This window comes from Microbacterium sp. 22195, assembly GCF_052056515.1.
Lineage (GTDB): Bacteria > Actinomycetota > Actinomycetes > Actinomycetales > Microbacteriaceae > Microbacterium.
Window position 1 is genome coordinate 173,409 of sequence record NZ_JBQEPE010000003.1, and the last position, 18,437, is coordinate 191,845.

Annotated in this window: 22 protein-coding genes and 3 tRNA genes; 9 read left to right on the forward strand and 16 right to left on the reverse strand. The window is 68.8% G+C overall.

The genetic code is table 11. The annotated features are described in order from the left end of the window. Positions 1–2 precede the first annotated feature (2 nt). From ACTJJ4_RS11390 to hpt, 9 genes are all read right to left on the reverse strand, one after another. A complete protein-coding gene (locus ACTJJ4_RS11390) occupies positions 3–1,877 on the reverse strand; it encodes a PH domain-containing protein (protein ID WP_440943418.1) in 1,875 nt (624 codons plus the stop codon). Beyond that, complete coding sequence (locus ACTJJ4_RS11395; protein WP_440943652.1) at positions 1,874–2,491, reverse strand: PH domain-containing protein; 618 nt, start codon at positions 2,489–2,491, stop codon at positions 1,874–1,876. Before ACTJJ4_RS11395 ends, ACTJJ4_RS11390 begins: the two co-directional genes overlap by 4 nt. A 121-nt stretch (positions 2,492–2,612) precedes the next feature. Further along, complete coding sequence (locus tag ACTJJ4_RS11400) at positions 2,613–3,077, reverse strand: DUF3180 domain-containing protein (RefSeq protein WP_440943419.1); 465 nt, start codon at positions 3,075–3,077, stop codon at positions 2,613–2,615. Then, positions 3,074–3,607: a 2-amino-4-hydroxy-6-hydroxymethyldihydropteridine diphosphokinase gene (gene folK, locus ACTJJ4_RS11405; protein ID WP_440943653.1), complete on the reverse strand. Its 534-nt coding sequence runs from the start codon at positions 3,605–3,607 to the stop codon at positions 3,074–3,076. The genes ACTJJ4_RS11400 and folK overlap by 4 nt, the downstream gene beginning before the upstream one ends. 5 nt (positions 3,608–3,612) lie before the next feature. Next, positions 3,613–3,984, reverse strand: a complete 372-nt coding sequence (gene folB / locus ACTJJ4_RS11410) for a dihydroneopterin aldolase (protein ID WP_440943420.1) — start codon at positions 3,982–3,984, stop codon at positions 3,613–3,615. A 1-nt stretch (position 3,985) separates the two neighbouring features. Further along, positions 3,986–4,795: a dihydropteroate synthase gene (folP, locus tag ACTJJ4_RS11415; protein ID WP_440943421.1), complete on the reverse strand. Its 810-nt coding sequence runs from the start codon at positions 4,793–4,795 to the stop codon at positions 3,986–3,988. Next, positions 4,792–5,403: a GTP cyclohydrolase I gene (gene folE / locus ACTJJ4_RS11420; protein ID WP_292697524.1), complete on the reverse strand. Its 612-nt coding sequence runs from the start codon at positions 5,401–5,403 to the stop codon at positions 4,792–4,794. The genes folP and folE overlap by 4 nt, the downstream gene beginning before the upstream one ends. Position 5,404: 1 nt before the next feature. Next, on the reverse strand, positions 5,405–7,405 hold the full coding sequence (ftsH, locus tag ACTJJ4_RS11425; protein ID WP_440943422.1) for an ATP-dependent zinc metalloprotease FtsH: 2,001 nt from the start codon (positions 7,403–7,405) through the stop codon (positions 5,405–5,407). Positions 7,406–7,537: 132 nt separating this feature from the next. Beyond that, the gene (gene hpt, locus ACTJJ4_RS11430) at positions 7,538–8,089 is read right to left on the reverse strand and encodes a hypoxanthine phosphoribosyltransferase (RefSeq protein ID WP_440943423.1); all 552 of its coding nucleotides are present in this window, start codon (positions 8,087–8,089) and stop codon (positions 7,538–7,540) included. An 89-nt stretch (positions 8,090–8,178) separates the two neighbouring features. Here hpt and ACTJJ4_RS11435 point away from each other — a divergent pair, with 89 nt between their 5' ends. Next, on the forward strand, positions 8,179–8,796 hold the full coding sequence (locus tag ACTJJ4_RS11435) for a DUF937 domain-containing protein (RefSeq protein WP_440943424.1): 618 nt from the start codon (positions 8,179–8,181) through the stop codon (positions 8,794–8,796). A gap of 128 nt (positions 8,797–8,924) precedes the next feature. On the opposite strand, the gene tilS is transcribed toward ACTJJ4_RS11435, so the two are convergent. Beyond that, a complete protein-coding gene (gene tilS / locus ACTJJ4_RS11440; RefSeq protein WP_440943425.1) occupies positions 8,925–9,914 on the reverse strand; it encodes a tRNA lysidine(34) synthetase TilS in 990 nt (329 codons plus the stop codon). 97 nt (positions 9,915–10,011) lie between these two features. Between tilS and ACTJJ4_RS11445 the strand changes: the two genes are divergently transcribed. Beyond that, positions 10,012–10,872, forward strand: coding sequence for a hypothetical protein (locus ACTJJ4_RS11445; RefSeq protein WP_440943426.1), 861 nt, complete (start codon positions 10,012–10,014; stop codon positions 10,870–10,872). 118 nt (positions 10,873–10,990) lie between these two features. Beyond that, on the forward strand, positions 10,991–11,482 hold the full coding sequence (gene ppa / locus ACTJJ4_RS11450) for an inorganic diphosphatase (RefSeq protein WP_440943427.1): 492 nt from the start codon (positions 10,991–10,993) through the stop codon (positions 11,480–11,482). Positions 11,483–11,554: 72 nt separating this feature from the next. Here the strand turns inward: ppa and ACTJJ4_RS11455 are convergent, their stop codons facing one another. Further along, the gene (locus ACTJJ4_RS11455; RefSeq protein WP_440943428.1) at positions 11,555–12,919 is read right to left on the reverse strand and encodes a M23 family metallopeptidase; all 1,365 of its coding nucleotides are present in this window, start codon (positions 12,917–12,919) and stop codon (positions 11,555–11,557) included. 243 nt (positions 12,920–13,162) lie between these two features. Here ACTJJ4_RS11455 and ACTJJ4_RS11460 point away from each other — a divergent pair. The 3 genes from ACTJJ4_RS11460 (at position 13,163) to ACTJJ4_RS11470 (ending at position 13,477) form a co-directional block, all read left to right on the forward strand. Next, a tRNA-Glu gene (locus ACTJJ4_RS11460) sits at positions 13,163–13,235 on the forward strand. A 26-nt stretch (positions 13,236–13,261) separates the two neighbouring features. Further along, positions 13,262–13,335, forward strand: a tRNA-Asp gene (locus ACTJJ4_RS11465). Between the two features lie 69 nt (positions 13,336–13,404). Beyond that, positions 13,405–13,477 (forward strand) — tRNA-Phe (locus ACTJJ4_RS11470). Between the two features lie 112 nt (positions 13,478–13,589). On the opposite strand, the gene ACTJJ4_RS11475 is transcribed toward ACTJJ4_RS11470, so the two are convergent. Further along, a complete protein-coding gene (locus tag ACTJJ4_RS11475) occupies positions 13,590–13,799 on the reverse strand; it encodes a DUF3263 domain-containing protein (RefSeq protein ID WP_440943429.1) in 210 nt (69 codons plus the stop codon). 219 nt (positions 13,800–14,018) lie between these two features. Between ACTJJ4_RS11475 and ACTJJ4_RS11480 the strand changes: the two genes are divergently transcribed. Beyond that, on the forward strand, positions 14,019–14,342 hold the full coding sequence (locus ACTJJ4_RS11480) for a hypothetical protein (RefSeq protein WP_440943430.1): 324 nt from the start codon (positions 14,019–14,021) through the stop codon (positions 14,340–14,342). Between the two features lie 17 nt (positions 14,343–14,359). Then, positions 14,360–14,596: a hypothetical protein gene (locus ACTJJ4_RS11485; RefSeq protein WP_440943431.1), complete on the forward strand. Its 237-nt coding sequence runs from the start codon at positions 14,360–14,362 to the stop codon at positions 14,594–14,596. On the opposite strand, the gene ACTJJ4_RS11490 is transcribed toward ACTJJ4_RS11485, so the two are convergent. Together ACTJJ4_RS11490 and ACTJJ4_RS11495 are read right to left on the reverse strand one after the other, a co-directional pair. Further along, a complete protein-coding gene (locus ACTJJ4_RS11490; RefSeq protein WP_440943432.1) occupies positions 14,583–14,765 on the reverse strand; it encodes a hypothetical protein in 183 nt (60 codons plus the stop codon). The genes ACTJJ4_RS11485 and ACTJJ4_RS11490 overlap by 14 nt on opposite strands. Positions 14,766–14,847: 82 nt before the next feature. Then, on the reverse strand, positions 14,848–15,441 hold the full coding sequence (locus ACTJJ4_RS11495; RefSeq protein WP_440943433.1) for a hypothetical protein: 594 nt from the start codon (positions 15,439–15,441) through the stop codon (positions 14,848–14,850). Between the two features lie 34 nt (positions 15,442–15,475). Here ACTJJ4_RS11495 and ACTJJ4_RS11500 point away from each other — a divergent pair, with 34 nt between their 5' ends. After that, on the forward strand, positions 15,476–16,300 hold the full coding sequence (locus ACTJJ4_RS11500) for a hypothetical protein (RefSeq protein ID WP_440943434.1): 825 nt from the start codon (positions 15,476–15,478) through the stop codon (positions 16,298–16,300). Between the two features lie 158 nt (positions 16,301–16,458). Here the strand turns inward: ACTJJ4_RS11500 and ACTJJ4_RS11505 are convergent, their stop codons facing one another. Together ACTJJ4_RS11505 and ACTJJ4_RS11510 are read right to left on the reverse strand one after the other, a co-directional pair. Further along, the gene (locus ACTJJ4_RS11505; RefSeq protein ID WP_440943435.1) at positions 16,459–17,883 is read right to left on the reverse strand and encodes a hypothetical protein; all 1,425 of its coding nucleotides are present in this window, start codon (positions 17,881–17,883) and stop codon (positions 16,459–16,461) included. A 196-nt stretch (positions 17,884–18,079) separates the two neighbouring features. Then, complete coding sequence (locus ACTJJ4_RS11510) at positions 18,080–18,430, reverse strand: hypothetical protein (RefSeq protein ID WP_440943436.1); 351 nt, start codon at positions 18,428–18,430, stop codon at positions 18,080–18,082. Between the last annotated feature and the right edge of the window lie 7 nt (positions 18,431–18,437).

Sequence of the window (18,437 nt, forward strand, 5' to 3'; positions counted from 1 at the left end):
GCTCACTCCGGACGCGGTGCCGGTGGCACCGGAGGCGCGACGGGGAACTGCGCGTCGGCGGGCGGCGCGTAGGACGCGGGCGGGGCGTAGAACGCGGGCGGCGCGCTCGGCGGCATCGGCGCGTAGCCGCCGGCCGGAGCGCTGTACGGTGCGGCCTCCGCAGGTCCCGAAGACGCCGCACCTCCGGCATCCGCGGTGCCCGACGCGTTCCCGTGCGAGCCCCAGCGGTGCGAGTGATCGCGGGCGGCGGCGGCCGCGGCCGCGCGGCTCACGCCGTCGAGCAGCGCGATCGCGTCGTCGCGCTCCAGTCCCGAGAGCGTGCCCGAGATGGGGCCGGTGACGGAGTGCACCTGCCCGCCCGAGACGCCCTGAAGCCGGTCGAGCGGCCCCTGCGAGACCGACACGCCCTGCAGGCGTGCCAGCGGGAAGACTGCCAGCTTGCGCCAGAGCACACCGCGCCGCAGCAGCACGCCGAACTCGGTCACCGTGTAGCCGTGCCGCTTCCACGACAGCGGCCGGTGCCACCACGCGCGGGCCGGGATCGTCTTGTACGGGTCGCCCTCGACGGGGCCCAGGATGCCGTGCTCCCACACCAGCGGGATGTCGGACTGCGGGGCATCCGGAAGGATCAGCGCCAGCACGCGCTCGACGTCGGCGCGCTTGCCGACCGGCAGCACGATGTTGAACTGCTGCGCGTTGCCGTTCTGCTGCTGCGCTGCGCTCTTGCCGCTCATGCGGTTGATCTTGATCGCCCACCAGCCGAACGGGCGCCACAGCAGCGACTGCGTGACCTCGACGGCGAAGATGCGGCCGGGAGGGAGCGTCTCGGTGACCGTCGTCAGCAGACCGTAGGTGATGCGCACGCCGTCGGGGGTGGGCGCGATCGAGTACCGCAGCGACTTGGAGATCTGCGACCAGGTCACCGCGACGAACGCGAGCACCATGGGGATGCCGATCGCGAAGCCGGCGCCCAGTCCGATGAGTCCGATCTCGGCCTCGCCGTCGCGCACGGCGCCGATCAGGATCCCGATCATCGACACCGCGATGATCGCGCCGAAGAACACCAGCCACAGCAGGGAGTGCACCAGGTGCGCGCCGACCAGCCGGCCGGTGGGGATCTTGACCACGCTCTCGGGGGCGACGTCGGCGAGATCGACGCCCTGGATGAGCCCGTTCACGCCCGCGTTCATCGAGCCGACCAGCTGCGCGGTCACGCCGGCGGGCGCGGCGACGGCCCGGCCGTGCTCGCGAGCGGCGCGGGCACCGGATGCCAGACGCAGGATGTCCGCGCGGATCGACTCCGCGCGAGGGGTGGCGAGGTATTCGAGCTCGACGTTCGCGTCGTTTCCGGCGCCGACCACCTCGAGCTTGGCGAGCCCGATCACGCGCGCGGGGAACGGGCGGGTGAGATTCACACCCTGAACCCGGTCGAGCGGGGCGCGACGGTGCGAGCGGAACACGATGCCCTTCCGCACCTCGACGTGGTCGCCCGTGATGCGGAACTGGTGGAACCGCCAGAACATCCAGAACACCAGGACCAGCACGACCGCCAGCGCCAGCACGCCCAGCAGCACCACGAGGATGAGGTTGTTGTCCAGCACCCAGTCGACGGGGTCGCCGCCGTAATCCATGTACTGCGCCTCATCAGGCGCGAACAGGCTCACGAACCAGCCGATCAGGCGCTCGCGCAGGTTCGAGATCACGATGCCGGCCACGATGATCAGCACCAGCCCGCCCTTGAAGAGCGGGGTGAGCGGATGCATGCGGTGCCACTCGCCGTCGGCGAGCGACGAGGAGCCGCCCTCGGGCAGCACCGCCGCCGGTGTCTCCACCGGCGAGCCGGCGGGGTCGGGTCCCCAGGGTGCGGGCGTGCTCACAGGCCGGTCCTGCGCGTCTCGGCCACCTGGATGAGCGTGTCGCGCAGGGCCTCGGCGCCGTCCTGCGTCAGGCCGGGGATCTGCACGCCGGTGGTCGCGGCGGCCGTGACCATCTTCAGCTGCGAGATGCCGAACGCCCGGTCCAGCGGGCCCTGCGTGATGTCGACGAGCTGCATGCGTCCGTAGGGCACGGCGACCATCCGCTGCCACAGGATGCCGCGGCGGAACACCACGTCGTCCTCGCGCAGCATGTACCCCATCGCCCGGGCCTGGCGCGGCAGGATGATCAGCGTGATCAGCGTGACGACGAGCATGAGTCCGGCGGGGATCCACACCCAGACCTGCTCGAACGCCAGGTGGATGACGAGCGCCGCGACCACGATCAGCGCGATGAGGATCGCGTTCTGCACGTACTCCGAGACGACGTAGCGCGGGGAGATCTGATGCCAGGTTCCGTCCAGGGCGAGCGCGGCGGGGCTGCGCGGCGTGCGCAGCTGCTGATAGGTGCCCTGGTCCAGCACCGGCGGCGCGATCGGAGCCCCGGCGACGGGCTCGGCAGCCGAGGGGGCTGCGGGCGGAGCGGCGGGCGGCACCGGCGCCGTGGGCCCTTCGATCCCCACACCCCCCTCCGACCGCCGCTCCGCGTCGGCCGGAGCCTCGGGGGTGCGTGGGCCCGGCTCAGGAACCGGCGTCGAGAATTCGGGTGCCCGGGTCGGCTGCTCGAATCCGTGCGGATCACGGGGCGGGGTCGTCGGGCTCTCGGTCATCAGAATCCTTCGGCAGAGTGCAGAACTGTTCGGCGAGCAGCGCCGCCCCGCTCAGCACCAGCGCGCCGACGACCAGGGCGACCATCGCCACAGTCGACCCTACCGGCGCGGGCACCGGCCGTGTGGAGAGGTAGGCGAGGAGGCCCGCGCCGAAGCCGGCGAGGATCGCGCCCAGCAGACTCGACGCCTGCGCGAGCATGGACGCCCGCACCGCGCGGAAGGGATCGATGCGGACGCCGCTGCGCACACTGCGCCGCACCGGCCACGCCAGCAGCAGGCAGGTCGCGCCGAGGAGCACGAGCAGGACCGGCAGGAAGATCGTCGGCGTGAAGGTCGCGTTGCCCGTGATCGTCAGCACGTGATCGAAGCCGTAGCCCGCGGCGGCCGACAGCAGCCCGAGCACGATCAGCACGCCGGGGGAAGTGCGTCTCACCGCTCGTCCTTCAACCGGTGCACCAGCTCGTCCACGCGTCCTGCGCCCGGTAGCACGGCATCCGGGTCGAGGCTCAGCCACGGCTCCAGCACGAACAGCCGCTCCGCCGCCCGGGGATGCGGCACCTGAAGGTGCTCCTCGGAGCTGTGGAAGTCGCCGTACGCGATCAGGTCGAGGTCGAGTGTGCGGTCGCCCCAGCGCTCGAGACGCACCCGTCCCTGCTCCTCCTCGACGGCGTGCATCATGCCCAGCAGCACCTGCGGCGCCAGTCGCGTGGTCACGAGAGCCACCGCGTTGAGATAGCGCGGGGCATCCGGATCGGGCCCGTCGGGCTTGACGGCGATGCTCTCGATCGGCTCGGACATCACGACGTCGTCGACCAGCGGCAGACGACGCAGCCGCTCGGCCGCGGCGCGCAGCGTCTCACCCCGGTCGCCCTCGTTCGACCCGAGGGCGACGACGGCGATCTGCGGCTCGCGACCCGGGCGGGGGTCCGGCGGCTCGGGAAGGTGGGTCAGGCGCACGTCCATGCCGGTCACGCCCCCTGCATCCGGTGGATCGTGATCGCCACGTCTGCGAAGGTCTGCTCGATGGGCGCGTGCGGCTTGTGCACGGTGACGGTGACGGTCCTGACGCGCCCGTCCTCCAGCACCGCATCCGCGATCCGCTGCGCGAGGGTCTCGATCAGGTTCACGGGCTCGCCGGCGACGATCGCGGCGACCTTGTCGGCGAGCTCGCCGTAGTGCACGGTGTCGGCGACGTCGTCGGATGCCGCGGCATCCTTCAGCGGCAGGCCGAGCTTCAGGTCGATGGTGAACTCCTGGCCGTCACGACGCTCGAAGTCGAACACGCCGTGGTGGCCGAAAACCGTCAGACCGGTCAGCAGGATCTCGTCGAGGAAGTCCATCTCATGCTCCATCCCAGGCGCCGGCGATGGCCAGCGCGTCCCTCGTGGCGGCGACGTCGTGAACCCGCACAGCCCAGGCACCGGCCCGAGCGGCGAGCGCGCTGGTGACGGCGGTCGCCAGGTCGCGACGTCGTTCGCTGAGCGGATCGGGCCCCGACACGCGGTGCAGTGCGTCGGCCAACAGGCGCTTGCGCGAGGTTCCGACGAGCACCCGGTGGCCGAGCGCCGTGATCTCGTCGAGTCCGCGCAGCACCTCCCAGTTCTGCTCGGCGGTCTTCGCGAACCCGATGCCCGGATCGACGATGATGCGCGCCGGGGCGATGCCCGCGGCCATCGCCGCCTCGGTGCGCTCGCGCAACTCGCCGGCGACCTCGCGGGCCACGCGCACGTACTGGGCGTGCGCGTACATGTCCTCGCTCGGGCCGCGCCAATGGCCGATGGCGATGTCGGCGCCCAGATCGGCTACGGCGGCCAGCATCCGCTCGTCAGCGAGACCACCGGAGACGTCGTTCACGATACGGCTGCCCGCGCGCACGGCCGCGACGGCCGTGTCGGCGTTGAGCGTGTCGATGGAGGTCGGGATGCCCGCTTCGGTGAGCGCCTCGATGACGGGGAGCACCCGCGCGCGCTCGATCTGGGGGTCGACGCGCACCGCGCCGGGACGGGTCGACTCGCCGCCGACGTCGATGATCGCCGCGCCCTGGGCGTGCATGAGCCGTGCGCGCTCGATCGCAGCGGTCGGGTCGACATAACGTCCGCCGTCGCTGAAGGAGTCGGGCGTGGTGTTGAGGATGCCCCAGATGCCGGTCATGCGCGCGCCTCGTGCGACCCCGCGCCGGAGGCGCCGATGAGGGTGATCAGCTCCGTGCGGGCGACGGGATCGGTGAACTCGCCGCGCGCGGCGACCGTGACGGTCGAAGCGAACGGCTGCCGTCCCCCGCGCATCGTGACGCAGCCGTGCGTGGCGTCGAGCACCACGAGCACGCCGCGGGTGTCGAGGTGCTCGGCGATGGCATCCGCGATCTGCTCCCCCAGCCGCTCCTGCACCTGCGGGCGGGAGGCGAGGGTCTCGACGACCTTGACCAGCGCGCCCAGACCGACGACCTGCTCACCCGGCAGGTACGCGAGGTGCGCGACGCCCGCGAACGGCAGCAGATGGTGCTCGCAGACCGAGCGGAAGCGGATGTCGCGCAGCAGCACCGCACCGGAGGGCAGCGTGTCCGGGGCGGGACCCCGGGTCACGCTGATCGTGCGCGCGAGGTGCGCGGCAGGATCCTCGTCCACCCCCGCGAACAGCTCCGCGTACAGCTCCGCCATCCTGCTCGGGGTCTGCTTCAGCCCCGGGCGATCCGGGTCCTCGCCGATCGCCTCGAGCAGCTCACGGGTGAGCCGTTCGATCCGCTCCCTGTCGACAGCCACGTCAGGCCGTCGCCGGTCGCGCCTGTCCGCCGGCGGGCTTCGGGCCCGCCGTGCGCGTCGTGGTCGTCGGCGCCGGGGCGTCGGCCGCGATCTGCTCGCGCACGGGCACGGCGATCGGAGGGAGCGTCGAGACCGGGCGCTCGGTGCTGGAGAGCCACTGCGGGCGCTCGGGCAGCTTGCGCACGTCGGTGAAGATCTCGGCGATCCGGTGGTGGTCGAGGGTCTCCTCCTCGAGCAGCGCCAGGGCGAGGCGGTCCAGGATGTCGCGGTTGTCGCTGAGCACCTGGTAGGCCTCGTTGTGGGCCTGTTCGATGAGCGCGCGCACCTGCTCGTCTACGCGCTCCGCGATGGTCTCGGAGTACTCGCGGCCGCGACCCATGTCGCGACCCGCGAAGGGTTCACCGCCCTCGGAGCCGAGCTTGACCGGGCCGAGCTCGGCGGTCATGCCGTATTCGATGACCATCTTGCGGGCGATGCCCGTGGCCTTCTCGATGTCGTTGCTGGCGCCGGTGGTCGGATCGTGGAACACGAGCTCCTCGGCGACGCGTCCACCCATCGCGTAGGTGAGCTGGTCCTGCAGCTCATTGCGCGTGACGGAGTACTTGTCGTCGAGCGGGAGCACCATCGTGTAGCCGAGGGCCTTGCCGCGGGGCAGGATCGTGATCTTGGTGACCGGGTCCGTGTGGTTCATGGCCGCGGCAGCCAGGGCGTGCCCGCCCTCGTGGTACGCGGTGATGAGCTTCTCGCGGTCCTTCATCACGCGGGTGCGGCGCTGCGGGCCGGCGATCACGCGGTCGATGGCCTCGTCGAGGGCACGGTTGTCGATCAGCTGCGCGTTCGAGCGCGCGGTCAGAAGCGCGGCCTCGTTGAGCACGTTCGCGAGATCGGCGCCCGTGAAGCCCGGCGTCTTGCGCGCCACGACCTCGAGCTCCACCGACTTCGACAGCGGCTTGCCCTTGGCGTGCACCTCGAGGATCTTCTGGCGGCCCTTCAGGTCGGGGGCGTCCACGCCGATCTGCCGGTCGAAGCGGCCCGGGCGCAGAAGTGCGGGGTCGAGGATGTCGGGGCGGTTGGTGGCCGCGATCACGATCACGTTCGCGTTCGGGTCGAAGCCGTCCATCTCGACGAGCATCTGGTTCAGCGTCTGCTCGCGCTCGTCGTTGCCGCCGCCCAGGCCTGCGCCGCGGTGGCGGCCGACGGCGTCGATCTCGTCGATGAAGATGATCGCCGGAGCGTTCTCCTTGGCCTGGTTGAAGAGGTCGCGCACGCGGGACGCACCCACACCGACGAACATCTCGACGAAGTCGGAACCCGAGATCGAGTAGAACGGCGCGCCCGCCTCACCGGCGACGGCGCGGGCGAGCAGGGTCTTTCCGGTTCCGGGAGGGCCGTACAGCAGCACGCCCTTCGGGATGCGGGCGCCGATCGCCTGGAACTTGGCGGGGTCCTGCAGGAACTCCTTGATCTCGTGCAGCTCCTCGATGGCCTCGTCCGCACCGGCGACGTCGGCGAAGGTGACCGTCGGGGTCTCCTTGCTGACGAGCTTGGCCTTGGACTTGCCGAACTGCATGACCTTGCTGCCGCCGCCCTGCATGGACGACAGCAGCCACCAGAACAGCAGGCCCAGCAGCACGAGGGGAAGCAGAAGCGAGAGGAAGCCGTCGAACCAGGTGGCGCGCGGGACGACGTCGACCACGTCGGCGGCCTTGATGTCGGCGCCGTCGATGGCCTCGACCACCTGATCGGCGCGGGCCTCCACGTAGTAGAACTGCACGTTCTCGGAGCCCTGGAAGGGCTTGGAGAGAGTGAGGTCGACCCGCTGGTCGCCGTCGGTGTTGACGGCCTTCGTGACCGTCTTGCCGCCGAGCAGATCGAGGCCCTGCGTGACCGTGATCTGCGTCGGGGCCGACAGGTTCGAGATCAGCAGGAAACCGGCGAAGAGCAGCGCGCCGATCAGCACGATGTAGATCAGCGGGTTGCGGGAGACCTTCTTGACATCCATGATCCGTTCAGCGTACCGCCCGGGGCTTAGCGCACTGCTGTGCGTTCACCATCGGCGTACCGTGAATCGGCCATGCGACCTCTGGAGGCGCCGGATGCGGCACTTCGACGCGTTCAGGACCCAGCGGGCGCCTCAGCTGTAGACGTGCGGCGCCAGCACCGCGACGTCGCGCAGGTTGCGGTAGCGCTCCGCGTAGTCGAGTCCGTAGCCCACGACGAACTCGGTGGGGATGTCGAAGCCGACGTACTTGCAGTCGATCTCGACCTTGGCGGCCTCGGGCTTGCGCAGCAGCGCCAGCACCTCGATCGATTCCGCACCGCGCGACGCGAAGTTCTCCAGCAGCCAGCTCAGGGTCAGGCCGGAGTCGATGATGTCCTCCACGATCAGCACGTGCTTGCCATTCAGGTCGGTGTCCAGGTCCTTGCGGATCTGCACGACGCCGCTGGACTTGGTGCTCGCGCCGTAGCTCGACACGGCCATCCAGTCCATCGGGGCGTGGAACGGCAGCGCGCGGACGAAATCGGCCATCACCATCACGGCGCCCTTGAGCACGCCCACGAGCAGGATGTCCTTGCCCTCGTAGTCGATGGCCACACGGGCGGCGAGCTCGTCGAGCTTCGCATGGATCTGCTCCTCGGTGACGAGGATCTGGGCGAGGTCTTCAGAGATGTCCGCTGCGCGCATGGATCGATTTTAGGTCGTGCCTCCTGTGGACGAGGCAACCGCACTACTGTGAGCGGTGGAGCGGGCAGGCGCCCGCGGGGAAGGAAGACATGGACCTCGACGAGATCCTCAAGCAGGTGCCGATCGACGACATCGCCGAGAAGTTCGGCGTGAGCACGGATGTCGCCCGTCAGGCCGTTCAGGAGGGCAGTGCCGCCATCGTCGGCGGACTGGCGCAGAACGCCGCGACGCCGGCGGGCTCCTCCGCCATCGAGGACGCGCTGAACCGCCACGGCGGCTTCTCGGGCGCATCGAAGGTCGACGACGTGGATCAGGCCGACGGCGGCAAGATCCTCGGTCACGTGTTCGGCGACAAGCAGCAGGAGGTCACCGAGAGCCTGACGAAGTCGGAGAAGACCGCGGGCGGCATCGACTTCGGCAAGCTCCTGCCAATCCTCGCTCCGATCATCATGGGCCTGATCGCGAACGCGAAGGGCGGCTCCGGCGCGTCCGGCGGCAACGGCGGTGGCGGGCTCGGGAGCATCCTGGGCGGCCTGCTCGGCGGCGGTTCTTCATCGAGCTCAGAGCCCCAGGCAGGGGGCGGCGGTGGCCTCGGCGACATCCTCGGCGGCCTCGGAGGCCTGCTCGGCGGTGGCTCGTCCAGCGGCGCCCAGGGCGGCGGCAACGTGATCGGCGACATCCTCGGCGGCCTGTTCGGCAAGAAGTAGGGCTCATCACACCCGGCTCCTGAGCGAGCGCAGCGAGACGAAGGGCCAGCGAGGGAAGCGAGACGAAGTCCTCAATGCAGCGCCCTTCGTCTCGTCGCTTCGCTCCTCACTCAGGGGCCGGACACGCCTCAGCGCGCCGCGAAGACGATCCGTCCTCCGGCGCGCTTCGCCGTACATCCGGGCAGATCGATCGGTCCCTGCCCCGACCAGTCGGTCACGAGCCGGGCGACCTCGAGCGTCTGCACCCGGGTCAGCCCGACGCCGAACTCGCTGTCGACGACGAGCCGGATGATGCGGTTGCGCAGCGCCGCGGGGTTGGCCGCGAGAGCGGCGACGCTCACCGAGATGCCCGCCTCGGCGTGCTCGACGATGTCCTCGATGGTCTCGTGAATCATCTCGTCGAAGGCCTCGGCGTCCTCGCGCAGCTGCTCCGCGGTGCGGGCGAGCGCCTCGGCGATGCCGGGGCCGAGCTCGGTCTCGAGCACGGGCAGCACGCGTTCGCGCACCCGAACGCGGGCGAAGCGCGATTCGATGTTCTGCGGGTCGTCCCACGGCTCGAGTGCAGATGCCGCGCAGAACGCGCGTGTGGTCGCACGGCGCACCCCGAGCAGGGGCCGCGCCCACCGCGTTCCGTCGGCGTCCTCTCGCAGCGGGGCCATGCCCTGCAGACTGCCGGCCCCGGACCCGCGGGCGAGACCCAGCAGCACGGTCTCCGCCTGGTCGTCGAGGGTGTGCCCGAGCAGCACGGCCGACGCCTCGAGCTCCGCAGCGCACTGCCGCAGGGCGTCGTAGCGGGCCGCACGCGCGGCGGCCTCGGGGCCGTCCGGATGCTGCTGATCCACGGTCACGGTCAGCACCCGGGCATCCGCTCCGAGCTCCCGCGCCTGCTCGGCCGCGCGCTGGGCGACCGCATCCGATCCGGGCTGCAGACCGTGATCGACGATCGCGGCCGTGACCGGGATGCCGAGCGCCCGCGCCTCGAAGACGGTGGCCGCTGTGAGCGCGAGCGAGTCGGCGCCGCCGGAGAGCGCGACGGCGACGGGGCCGGCCTGCAGAGCGGCGAGGGTCGCGCGCACGGCGCGGCGGACTTCGGCGACGGCGGGATCGAGCGATGGCATTCCTCCACCGTACGGGGCCGCGGGACCGGGTCACAGATCCGGCACGATCCGCCCGCTCCGCCTGCGCTCGATCCGCGACCTTCGTTAGCCTGCCAGCATGAGCCGGGGGGATTCAGTCTTCGTCATCGCGCTGCTCGTCGCGGCCTTCCTCACGGGGTGCACGCCCACTCCGCCACCGGCGTCGCCGAAGCCGAGCCCGCACGCGAGCTCCTCCCCCACGCCCGCCGCCGATGCCATCCGCGCCGTGGACTTCGGATCGATGACTTTCACGTGGGACACGCTGGGCGTGCAGTATCCGGTGAAGCTCAGCGGCGGCAGGGCAGAGGTGGAGGACCCGTACTACAAGCAGACCGCGCTGTTCCAGCTCGGCGAGCCGACGTTCGCGGACGCGAACGGGGACGGCCTGATCGACGCCGCCGTGCCGCTGCAGTTCGAGTCCGGCAACGGGATCATGAACAACTGGTTCATCTGGCTGGCGCAGGCGGATGATCCGGAACAGCCGCAGCAGATCCCGTTCCCGATCGCGTCCGGCGCGCGCTGCGCCGACCGGGTCACCGGGGTCGAGGCGATCGCGGGCGGGTTCCGGGTGCACGAGGTGATGCGCAACTCGTTCGAGGCCACGGGACCGTGCGCGCAGTCCGGCACCATGGAACGCACACGCGACGTCGGTGCTGCGGGCGACGGCACGGGTGCCGGATCCTGGCCGGTCACCCTCGACGGGCAGGGCTTCGGCGGCTACTGCCCGGTGAAGGTGTACACCGAGGGCGACTTCGCGCAGGCAAAGGGCAGGGTTGGCCCCTCGGATGCCGCGCCGCAGACCTCGGCGACGGGTGAGAAGCTCTACACGCCCATCCAGCATTACCCGTTCCTCGAGCCGGACGGGTGGCATCTGACGGGCTTCCTCCCCGACCAGCAGACCGACGACTCCGTCGTCTGCGTCTGGGTGCCGAAGGGCTGACCCCCGGAAAGTTCCGCACGCCTCGCGAGTATCCTTGTGCGGGGCGGCCGCTGGGCTCCCCGCGAACTTCCGCCGCCGGCATCCGCTCGATCCCGGCATCCGAACCAAGGAGAAGCACATGGGCGCACACGACGCCGTCATCGAGATCCCGCGCGGCAGCCGCGTGAAGTACGAGGTCGACCACGAGACGGGTCGCGTGCACCTCGACCGCGTGCTGTACACGACGTTCGGATACCCGGCCGACTACGGCTACTTCGACAACACCCTCGGCGAGGACGGCGACCCGCTGGACGTGCTGGTGCTGCTCGACCACGCCATCTACCCGGGCGTCGTGGTGAACGTCCGGCCCGTCGCCGTGCTGAAGATGAGCGATGAGGCCGGTGGCGACGACAAGCTCGTGGCCGTGCTGTCGAAGGACCCGCGCTGGTCGCACATCCAGGACGTCGACGACCTGGCGGAGTACACCAAGAAGGAGATCGCGCACTTCTTCGAGCACTACAAGGACCTCGAGCCCAACAAGTGGGTCAAGGTCGACGAGTGGGGCAACGCCGCTGAGGCGCAGCGCATCCTCGACGAGGCGATCGCTCGCTTCGGCTCCGAGGGCCACTGACCTCGGGCCTGATACGACGAGACCCCCGGTTCGCGCCGGGGGTCTCGTCGTCTGCGTGGGGCGAGCGGATGCTCAGAGAGCGCCGCGTGCGGTCATGAACGGATACGGATCGACCCGCGAGCCGTTGACGTACACCTCGAAGTGCAGGTGGCATCCGAACGAGTTGCCCGTGTTGCCCGCGTAGCCGATGACCTGGCCGGCGTTGACGTACTGGCCGCGACGGACGGCGAACTGCGACTGGTGCCCGTAGCCGGTGCCGATGCCGCCGCCGTGGTTGATGCGGGTGTAGTTGCCGTATCCGCCGTTGTAGCCCGCGAAGTCGACGGTGCCGGAGTGCGCGGCGTAGATCGGGGCACCGCAGCCGTTGGCGATGTCGATGCCGCCGTGCTCGCGGGACGAGCAGTAGCCGGTCGTGCACTGGACGTTGCGGCGGCCGTAGTAGGAGGTGATGCGGCCACCGGAAGGTCGACGCCAGGCTCCGGACCCGGAGCCGCCACCGCCTCCACCACCCCCGCCACCGGGGTTGTTCTTGGCGGCCTCCTCGGCGGCCTTGCGCCGTGCCTCGGCCTCCGCGGCCTCGCGGGCCTTGCGGACGGCCTCGCCCTGCTGGTAGCCGGCGACCGTCGCGGTGGTGGTGTCCTTGAGGGCGACGAGCTGGGTCTGCAGGGTCTGCAGATTGTTCTGCTTCTCGTCGAGGGCGGCCTGGGCCGCGTCGGATGCCGCCTGCGCCTTGACCATCTTGTCTTCGGCGATCTTCTGAAGGCGGTCGCGCTCGTCGCGCGCGCTCTTGGCCTGGTCGCTCAGGTGCTGGGCGGAGTCACGGGCAGCGGCGGCCGTGTCGGCCACGGTGCGGTTGTACTCCAGCAGCTTGTCCATGCTGCCCAGACGCGAGAGCAGGTCGTCGGCGCCGTCGGAGGACTTGGAGAGGAAGAGCTCGAGGGCGGCTTGGTCGCCACCGGTGCGGTAGAGCTGCGTCGCCACCTGACCGGCCTTGCGCGAGCTCTCGTCGGCGATCTTCGCCTGCTCGTCGGCCTGCGTCTGCAGCGTGTCGGCGCGGTCAGCCGCCTCGAAGTAGGCCTGCTGCGCCGCGTAATACTCGTCACCGGCGACCCGGGCGGCCTGCTCTGCGGCGGCGGCCTGCTGGGTGAGAGTCTGGATCAGGCCCTCGATGCGGGTGATCTCGGCACCCTTGGCGGCCTCGTTCGCCTTGGCGCGCTGCACGTCATCCCAGCTGGGATAGCCGGGCTCCGCGAGTGCCGCGTTCGAACCGGCGGTGATGCCGAAAGCGGTGAGGGTGATGGCGCTCAGTGCGCCGACGGTGATGGCGCCACGGCGGGTCACCTTCGCGGACGGCCAGAAGGCTCGCCGCTCGGCGGGCGTGGGAGCACACCCGCATTCCTCGGATGCTGCAGCATCCGCCTTGACCTGCTCGTTCACTCGGCCCCTTCCGCCGGTTTCACAAGTGCCACACTAACAACATTCGTCACATCCGCAACAGAAGACGGGTGCGATGGATGCGGCTTCGGGACCGGTGATCCGGACTCCTGCGGGCACAGGAGACACTCCCATCGTCCTCCCGAAACGCCCGGGATGGAAGAAGACGCGCCCTCGATTTCGTTTTTGACCGAAGCTTCGCTTATGCTTGAGCGTCGGCAAGGGAAACCCCCAGGGTTCACCTGCGGCCCCATCGTTTAGCGGCCTAGGACGCCGCCCTTTCACGGCGGTAGCACGGGTTCGAATCCCGTTGGGGTCACTCTTCCGATACAATTGAAAAGTTATGGCCCTGTAGCGCAGTTGGTTAGCGTGCCGCCCTGTCACGGCGGAGGTCGCGGGTTCAAGTCCCGTCAGGGTCGCTCCTAGCGTTGAGCCTTCTTTCGAGGAGGCTCTTCGTCTAAGAAGCGGCAGATCATGATGTGCCGCTCGGCTCTGTAGCTCAGTTGGTAGAGCGTTCGACTGAAAATCGAAAGGTCACCGGATCGATGCCGGTCGGAGCCACTGGCCCTCTCCCTAGGCTTCTACTGGGGAGGGGGCTTTTTGCTCCCTGGTCAGGATAAGCCTGGTGCATCCGCCAGTGCTACCGACGCCAATAAGGTGCGACCGGGCACATTCAGACAACCGCACGTACGCGTCGCCGTTCCCTCACTCGACGCGCCGTGATGGGGTCTGCGGCGATCCCGTCCAGGGATCGTGCTGCACGCCCCAACAGGACGTAGTAGCGGGCTGGTGTTACCCCGAGCTCGGTACGGATGGTTTCTTCTTTGGTGCCGTTGTGGTGTGGGTGGGTGCGTTCGAAGTTGAGGAGGGCGGATGGGGTCATGTGTCTACTTTCCCGCCGACCACCGACATACGCTGTGTGGGTGGATGACTTCGCGCAGCCTCACTGCCCTGTGTGTGATGTTGTGATGCGCACTGAGCCTCACGCGTTCCTCTGCCCTCAGTGTTGGCATGTTGAGTTGATCCCGCGGGTGGAGGTGCCGCCAGGGTTCGATGGGCCGGACATCGATCAGCGTCGGTGACCGGGCGTATCGTCCTGCGCATGCCCGCACGAACCATCCACCCCGACACCCTCCTCAGCATCAAGGTCGGCTGCGTGATGACCCGCAACCAGTTCACGCAGAACCCTGCGCCTGTGATGGTGGAGTTGCGGTCCACAGCTGGCAACCGTCTCGACATTCTCGCCGCCGAGGTCGGCCGCTTCATCGGCTTCTACGACGACCAGTACACGCACACCCTTGTTGACGCTCTCCGCGCCGAGTTCACCGACCTTGATCTGCAACCACACATCGAACTTGGCCAGCGGCGGCGGAACACTGGAACGCACAGCACCCAGGGGTACGCCGCCCCGGGTTCCCGGAACTGATCGGTAGGCTCAGGACCATGCTCACTGGTCGTATCCGCCCCGTCGAAACCCGCATCCTCGAAGTCGACGGGAGCCACGACGAGATCGTCGCCGCACTGCACGCCGCGGCCGCCGACGGGTGGGAAGTCAACTCGATCACGACCCGACGCCTGGCCCGCTACGGCGAGACGACGACGGTCGAAGCTGCGGACATCGACGGCGTGCGCGCGAAGGTGCCGGACGGACACCAGCTGCTCAGCGTCACCGCTGACTGATCGTCTTGTAGTCCTTGCCGGAATCGATCCACCTGGTGTGCGCACGGAGCCCGTGGAAGACGCCCTGTCGGATGACGAGGTAGAGCAGCAGCAGCCCGATCACCGTCGCGAGGGCGATGATCGAGAGGTTGAGGATGAGCATCAGCAGAGCCTGATCAGCGAAGTCCATACCCGCGACCATAGCGACAACGACGAAACCGCCCCACCCTCCCGGAGGAGAGTGGGGCGGTTCTGCTTTCGGGTCAGACAGCTCAGGCAGGGGTGAACGATGCCTTCAGGAATCGGCCAGCGCCGGCCGCCGTACCAGCGAGGAGCCCGTGCTTCGTGGCGGTCGCGTTCTCGGTGATCGTCTGCGTGGTCAGGGTCGCGCCGTTCTTCTTCACGACGACCGTCGAGCCGGACAGTTCGACTCGGATGGTGTCGCCGATCGCGGGTGCACCCCCAGCGACGGTGATGACCTTCGTGGACACGCCCGCGACCCGCTTGTACAGGTGGATGCCGCCGCCCTGCCAGTTCACGAACAGCCGGTTGGAGTCATCGGCGTACCGGAACATGAGCCCGCCGTAGTCCTCGACGCCACCGATCTGCGCCTCGATGGCACCGTCAGCGGCGTTCGCCTCAGCGACCGCGTACAGCGACCCCGAGCCGGCGGCACAGTACGCGGCACCGCTACTGATGCCCCACGTCCCGGACGGCACCCAGGCCACACCGTTGTCGGTCGAGCCGAGCGTGGTCGCGGCGTTCGGGCGGTCGAAGCTGTCCGTCCACCCGTACGACTTCAGCTTGGGTAGTGCGGGGTTCGTGGACGAACCGGGAAGCCAGAAGATGCGGATCGGTGCACTCATGGGTGTGGTCCTTTCGGTGTGAGATGGTGTGGTCATGACGGTGCTTGTGGAGAGGGAGTCGCTCGCGTCGCGACGCATTGAGCTGCTCGATGACGATGGCGACGTGTGCATGGTCGCAACGGGTTTCGTCGCCGGCCGTGAGGATGCCCGGTTCTTGGTGTCGAATCGCCACGTGTTCACGGGGCGTAACGAGCGCAACGAGCTGCTCACCGATAACGCACGCATCCCGATTCAGATGCGTGTGACATTCGCCGCGTCAACGCTGAACCAGACGTATGAGGCGATCTTTCCGCTCTTTGATGACGACCGAGTCTCCACATGGCGTCAGCACCCGATCCATGGGAAGTACGTCGACGTTGCGGCCGCGCTGTTGCCGGAGTCGTTGAACCAACACATAGCCGATTTGCCGATCACGCTCGACGGGAAGGCCAGCATCGGCGACCAACGCCTGCTCCCCAAAGTCACCCCCGGACAGACTGTCTTCGCCATCGGATTCCCCTTCGGCGCGAATGGCGGCGACCGTCACGCAGGAATCTGGGTGGGTGCGACCGTTGCGACCGAGCCAGGGTTCAACCTTGATGGCAAGCCTCGATTCATGATCGACGGCGCCGTTCGTGAGGGCCTATCTGGCGCCCCTGTCTATGCCTTCTGGCCACCAAGCAGCACCGTCCCCATCAGCGATCCGAGCACGACAATGACCGCGGCGATGATGCAAGGTTCAACCTCCGCGATGATCGGCATTTACTCCGGACGACTCCGCCCGGACGCGCAGTTAGGGTTCGTGTGGAAGCTCCCCTACATCGAGGACATCCTGCGAGCCGGAACCCGCGTGAATCTCATGGACGACCTGCTCGGATAGGTAGCAGTCGCACGAATCGGGAACAGTCGTGAGTCCGGAGCGTGAGCGACGCATTGAAACCAGGTATGAGCATCCCGCCTCGTGGATTTCGTTCGCCCTCAGGATTGCCTCAACGCGATCGAGGCGCCGAACGAGTGCCTCGATGTCATCGCTGCGCATCAGATGAGTCCTCTCAGGATCATGCGCCGGTGGAAGTAGCGGGCCTGCAGCTGATGCCCGAGGACGTTCAGGTGCACGGATGTCGACGATGCGCGGAACGACGGCGGTACGGTGCCCGCGGCCTGCGCGGTCGTGTCCGCGCCAGTCGGAACGAATCCGGGCTGGAAGATCAGCGCGTCGGTCAGCGCCTGCGGTGATGCGAGGTACTGCCGCAGCGGACACCAGGCGTCCCCGAAGGTGATCCGCGCCCACGCCTCGAGCTCACGGATCGCGTCACCGATGACGGTGCCTGCACCTTCAGCGGGGCCACGGTCGAGCATCCCCCACACGACCAGGTGACCAGTGGCGTTGGTCGCGACGTCCTGATACCACGCCTTGATGTCGTCGACGGTGCGCCCGCTACCGAGCAGCGGTTCGTCGTTGACGCCCATGCCGAGGAACAGCACCCGTGAGGTCGGCACGTCCACGGACCGGAACTGCACCCGGCCGGTGGTGATCGCGCTGCCGGGCGTGGTGCGGGTGAACACCCGGTCCCCGGAGCCGTTGCGTCCGAGCGTGCCGGGCACGACCGTGCCGTTGTCCGCGATAGCGATCACCGGGACCGTGCGGTATGAGTCGGCCCGCCACGGGTCGATGTCGAGACCGATGATGTTGACCGTCCCGGAAGCCGGGATGTTGCCTCCGGTCGGTGTCCCGGTCGAGGTGACCGCGCCGAGATACCAGGTGATCTCATCGGAGCGGGCACCAGACTGACCCCGATTGGTGACGGTCTGCCCGGTCAGGGATGCCAGCAGGACCGTCCACCGCTGCGTGAGCGGGGAAGGCAGGTCGGTTCCCTCGGTGGTCGAGTCGCCCCATGCGACACCGAACGTTGTCGCCGTCTGCGCGCTGTCGCCGGGAACGACCTGCCCGTCCGTGAGCACCTTGGACACGATCGCCCCGTCGTCGCGATAGGCGAACACGGCCGCGACATCCGGCCCCGCGGTCAGGTCGGCGCGCTCTTCGACAGCCCACACGACGTGGCCACTGTCATAGAAGCGCGCGGCCTCCTGCTTCGACCCCTCGAATGCGAGCGACCCGACCTGCTGCGCGGTAGGCGTGTAGAACCCGGTCGTCTCGACACCGACCTCACGGCCGATGTTCAGATCCGCGACCGCATCGGAGACACCATCGACGAGCGCCTGTCGGATCGTGGGGTCGTCATTCAGCGCGATCGGGATCTGCGTGCTCACGCCATCCGCGATCGTGGCCGAAAGCTGAGCTGCTGTTGCCGACGTGCCGTCCGCGATGATGCTCGACATGAGCGCGTCGTCGATCGTCTTCGCGTTTCCGAGAGCAGTCGCCACATCGGCGACCGACTGCGGCATGTACTTCTCTGGGAGCTTGTCGTTCGCGTCCAGCCGGGGAAGCTTCACATCAGCCATCACGCCTCCAAGGAGATACGGACGGCCAAGCCGTCAGGGGTCATCATCTTGTTCGGCACGGTCAGCACAACCGTGCCCGGGTCTGCCGCCTCAGACGTAGGGGCAGACACGTGCAGGCCCAGCCCGGTGAGGTGCAGTGTCGCCGAGGTGTCATCAGCAGTCACCCGAACCTGCTGCACCTCACCAGCAGCCACCCTCAGCCCTCGACGCGAGCTCGCGCGGCCTGCAGTTCCGTGTTCTGCTCATCCGGGTCCAGATACGACAAGTCCGCGAGGATCTGATCGCGAGACGGGCCCGGTACGAGCTCCACGCGGGTCTGCGGCGCGCCCGAGTTCACCGCGGCCAGGCCCGCGACGGGTGCACCCGCATAAGCGGCTACCGCCAGTGCGACAGCCAGCGCGGTCGGGGTGCCCATGTTCGCTGCGGCGAAACCAACCTGGATCGCGCCGAGGACGAAGATGCCGACCACGTACCCGGCGTAGATCGCCTGACGGGCCTTCGCGGACGTGATGACCTTGCCGAGGTCGTTCGATGTGGGAGTGCTCATGATGCCA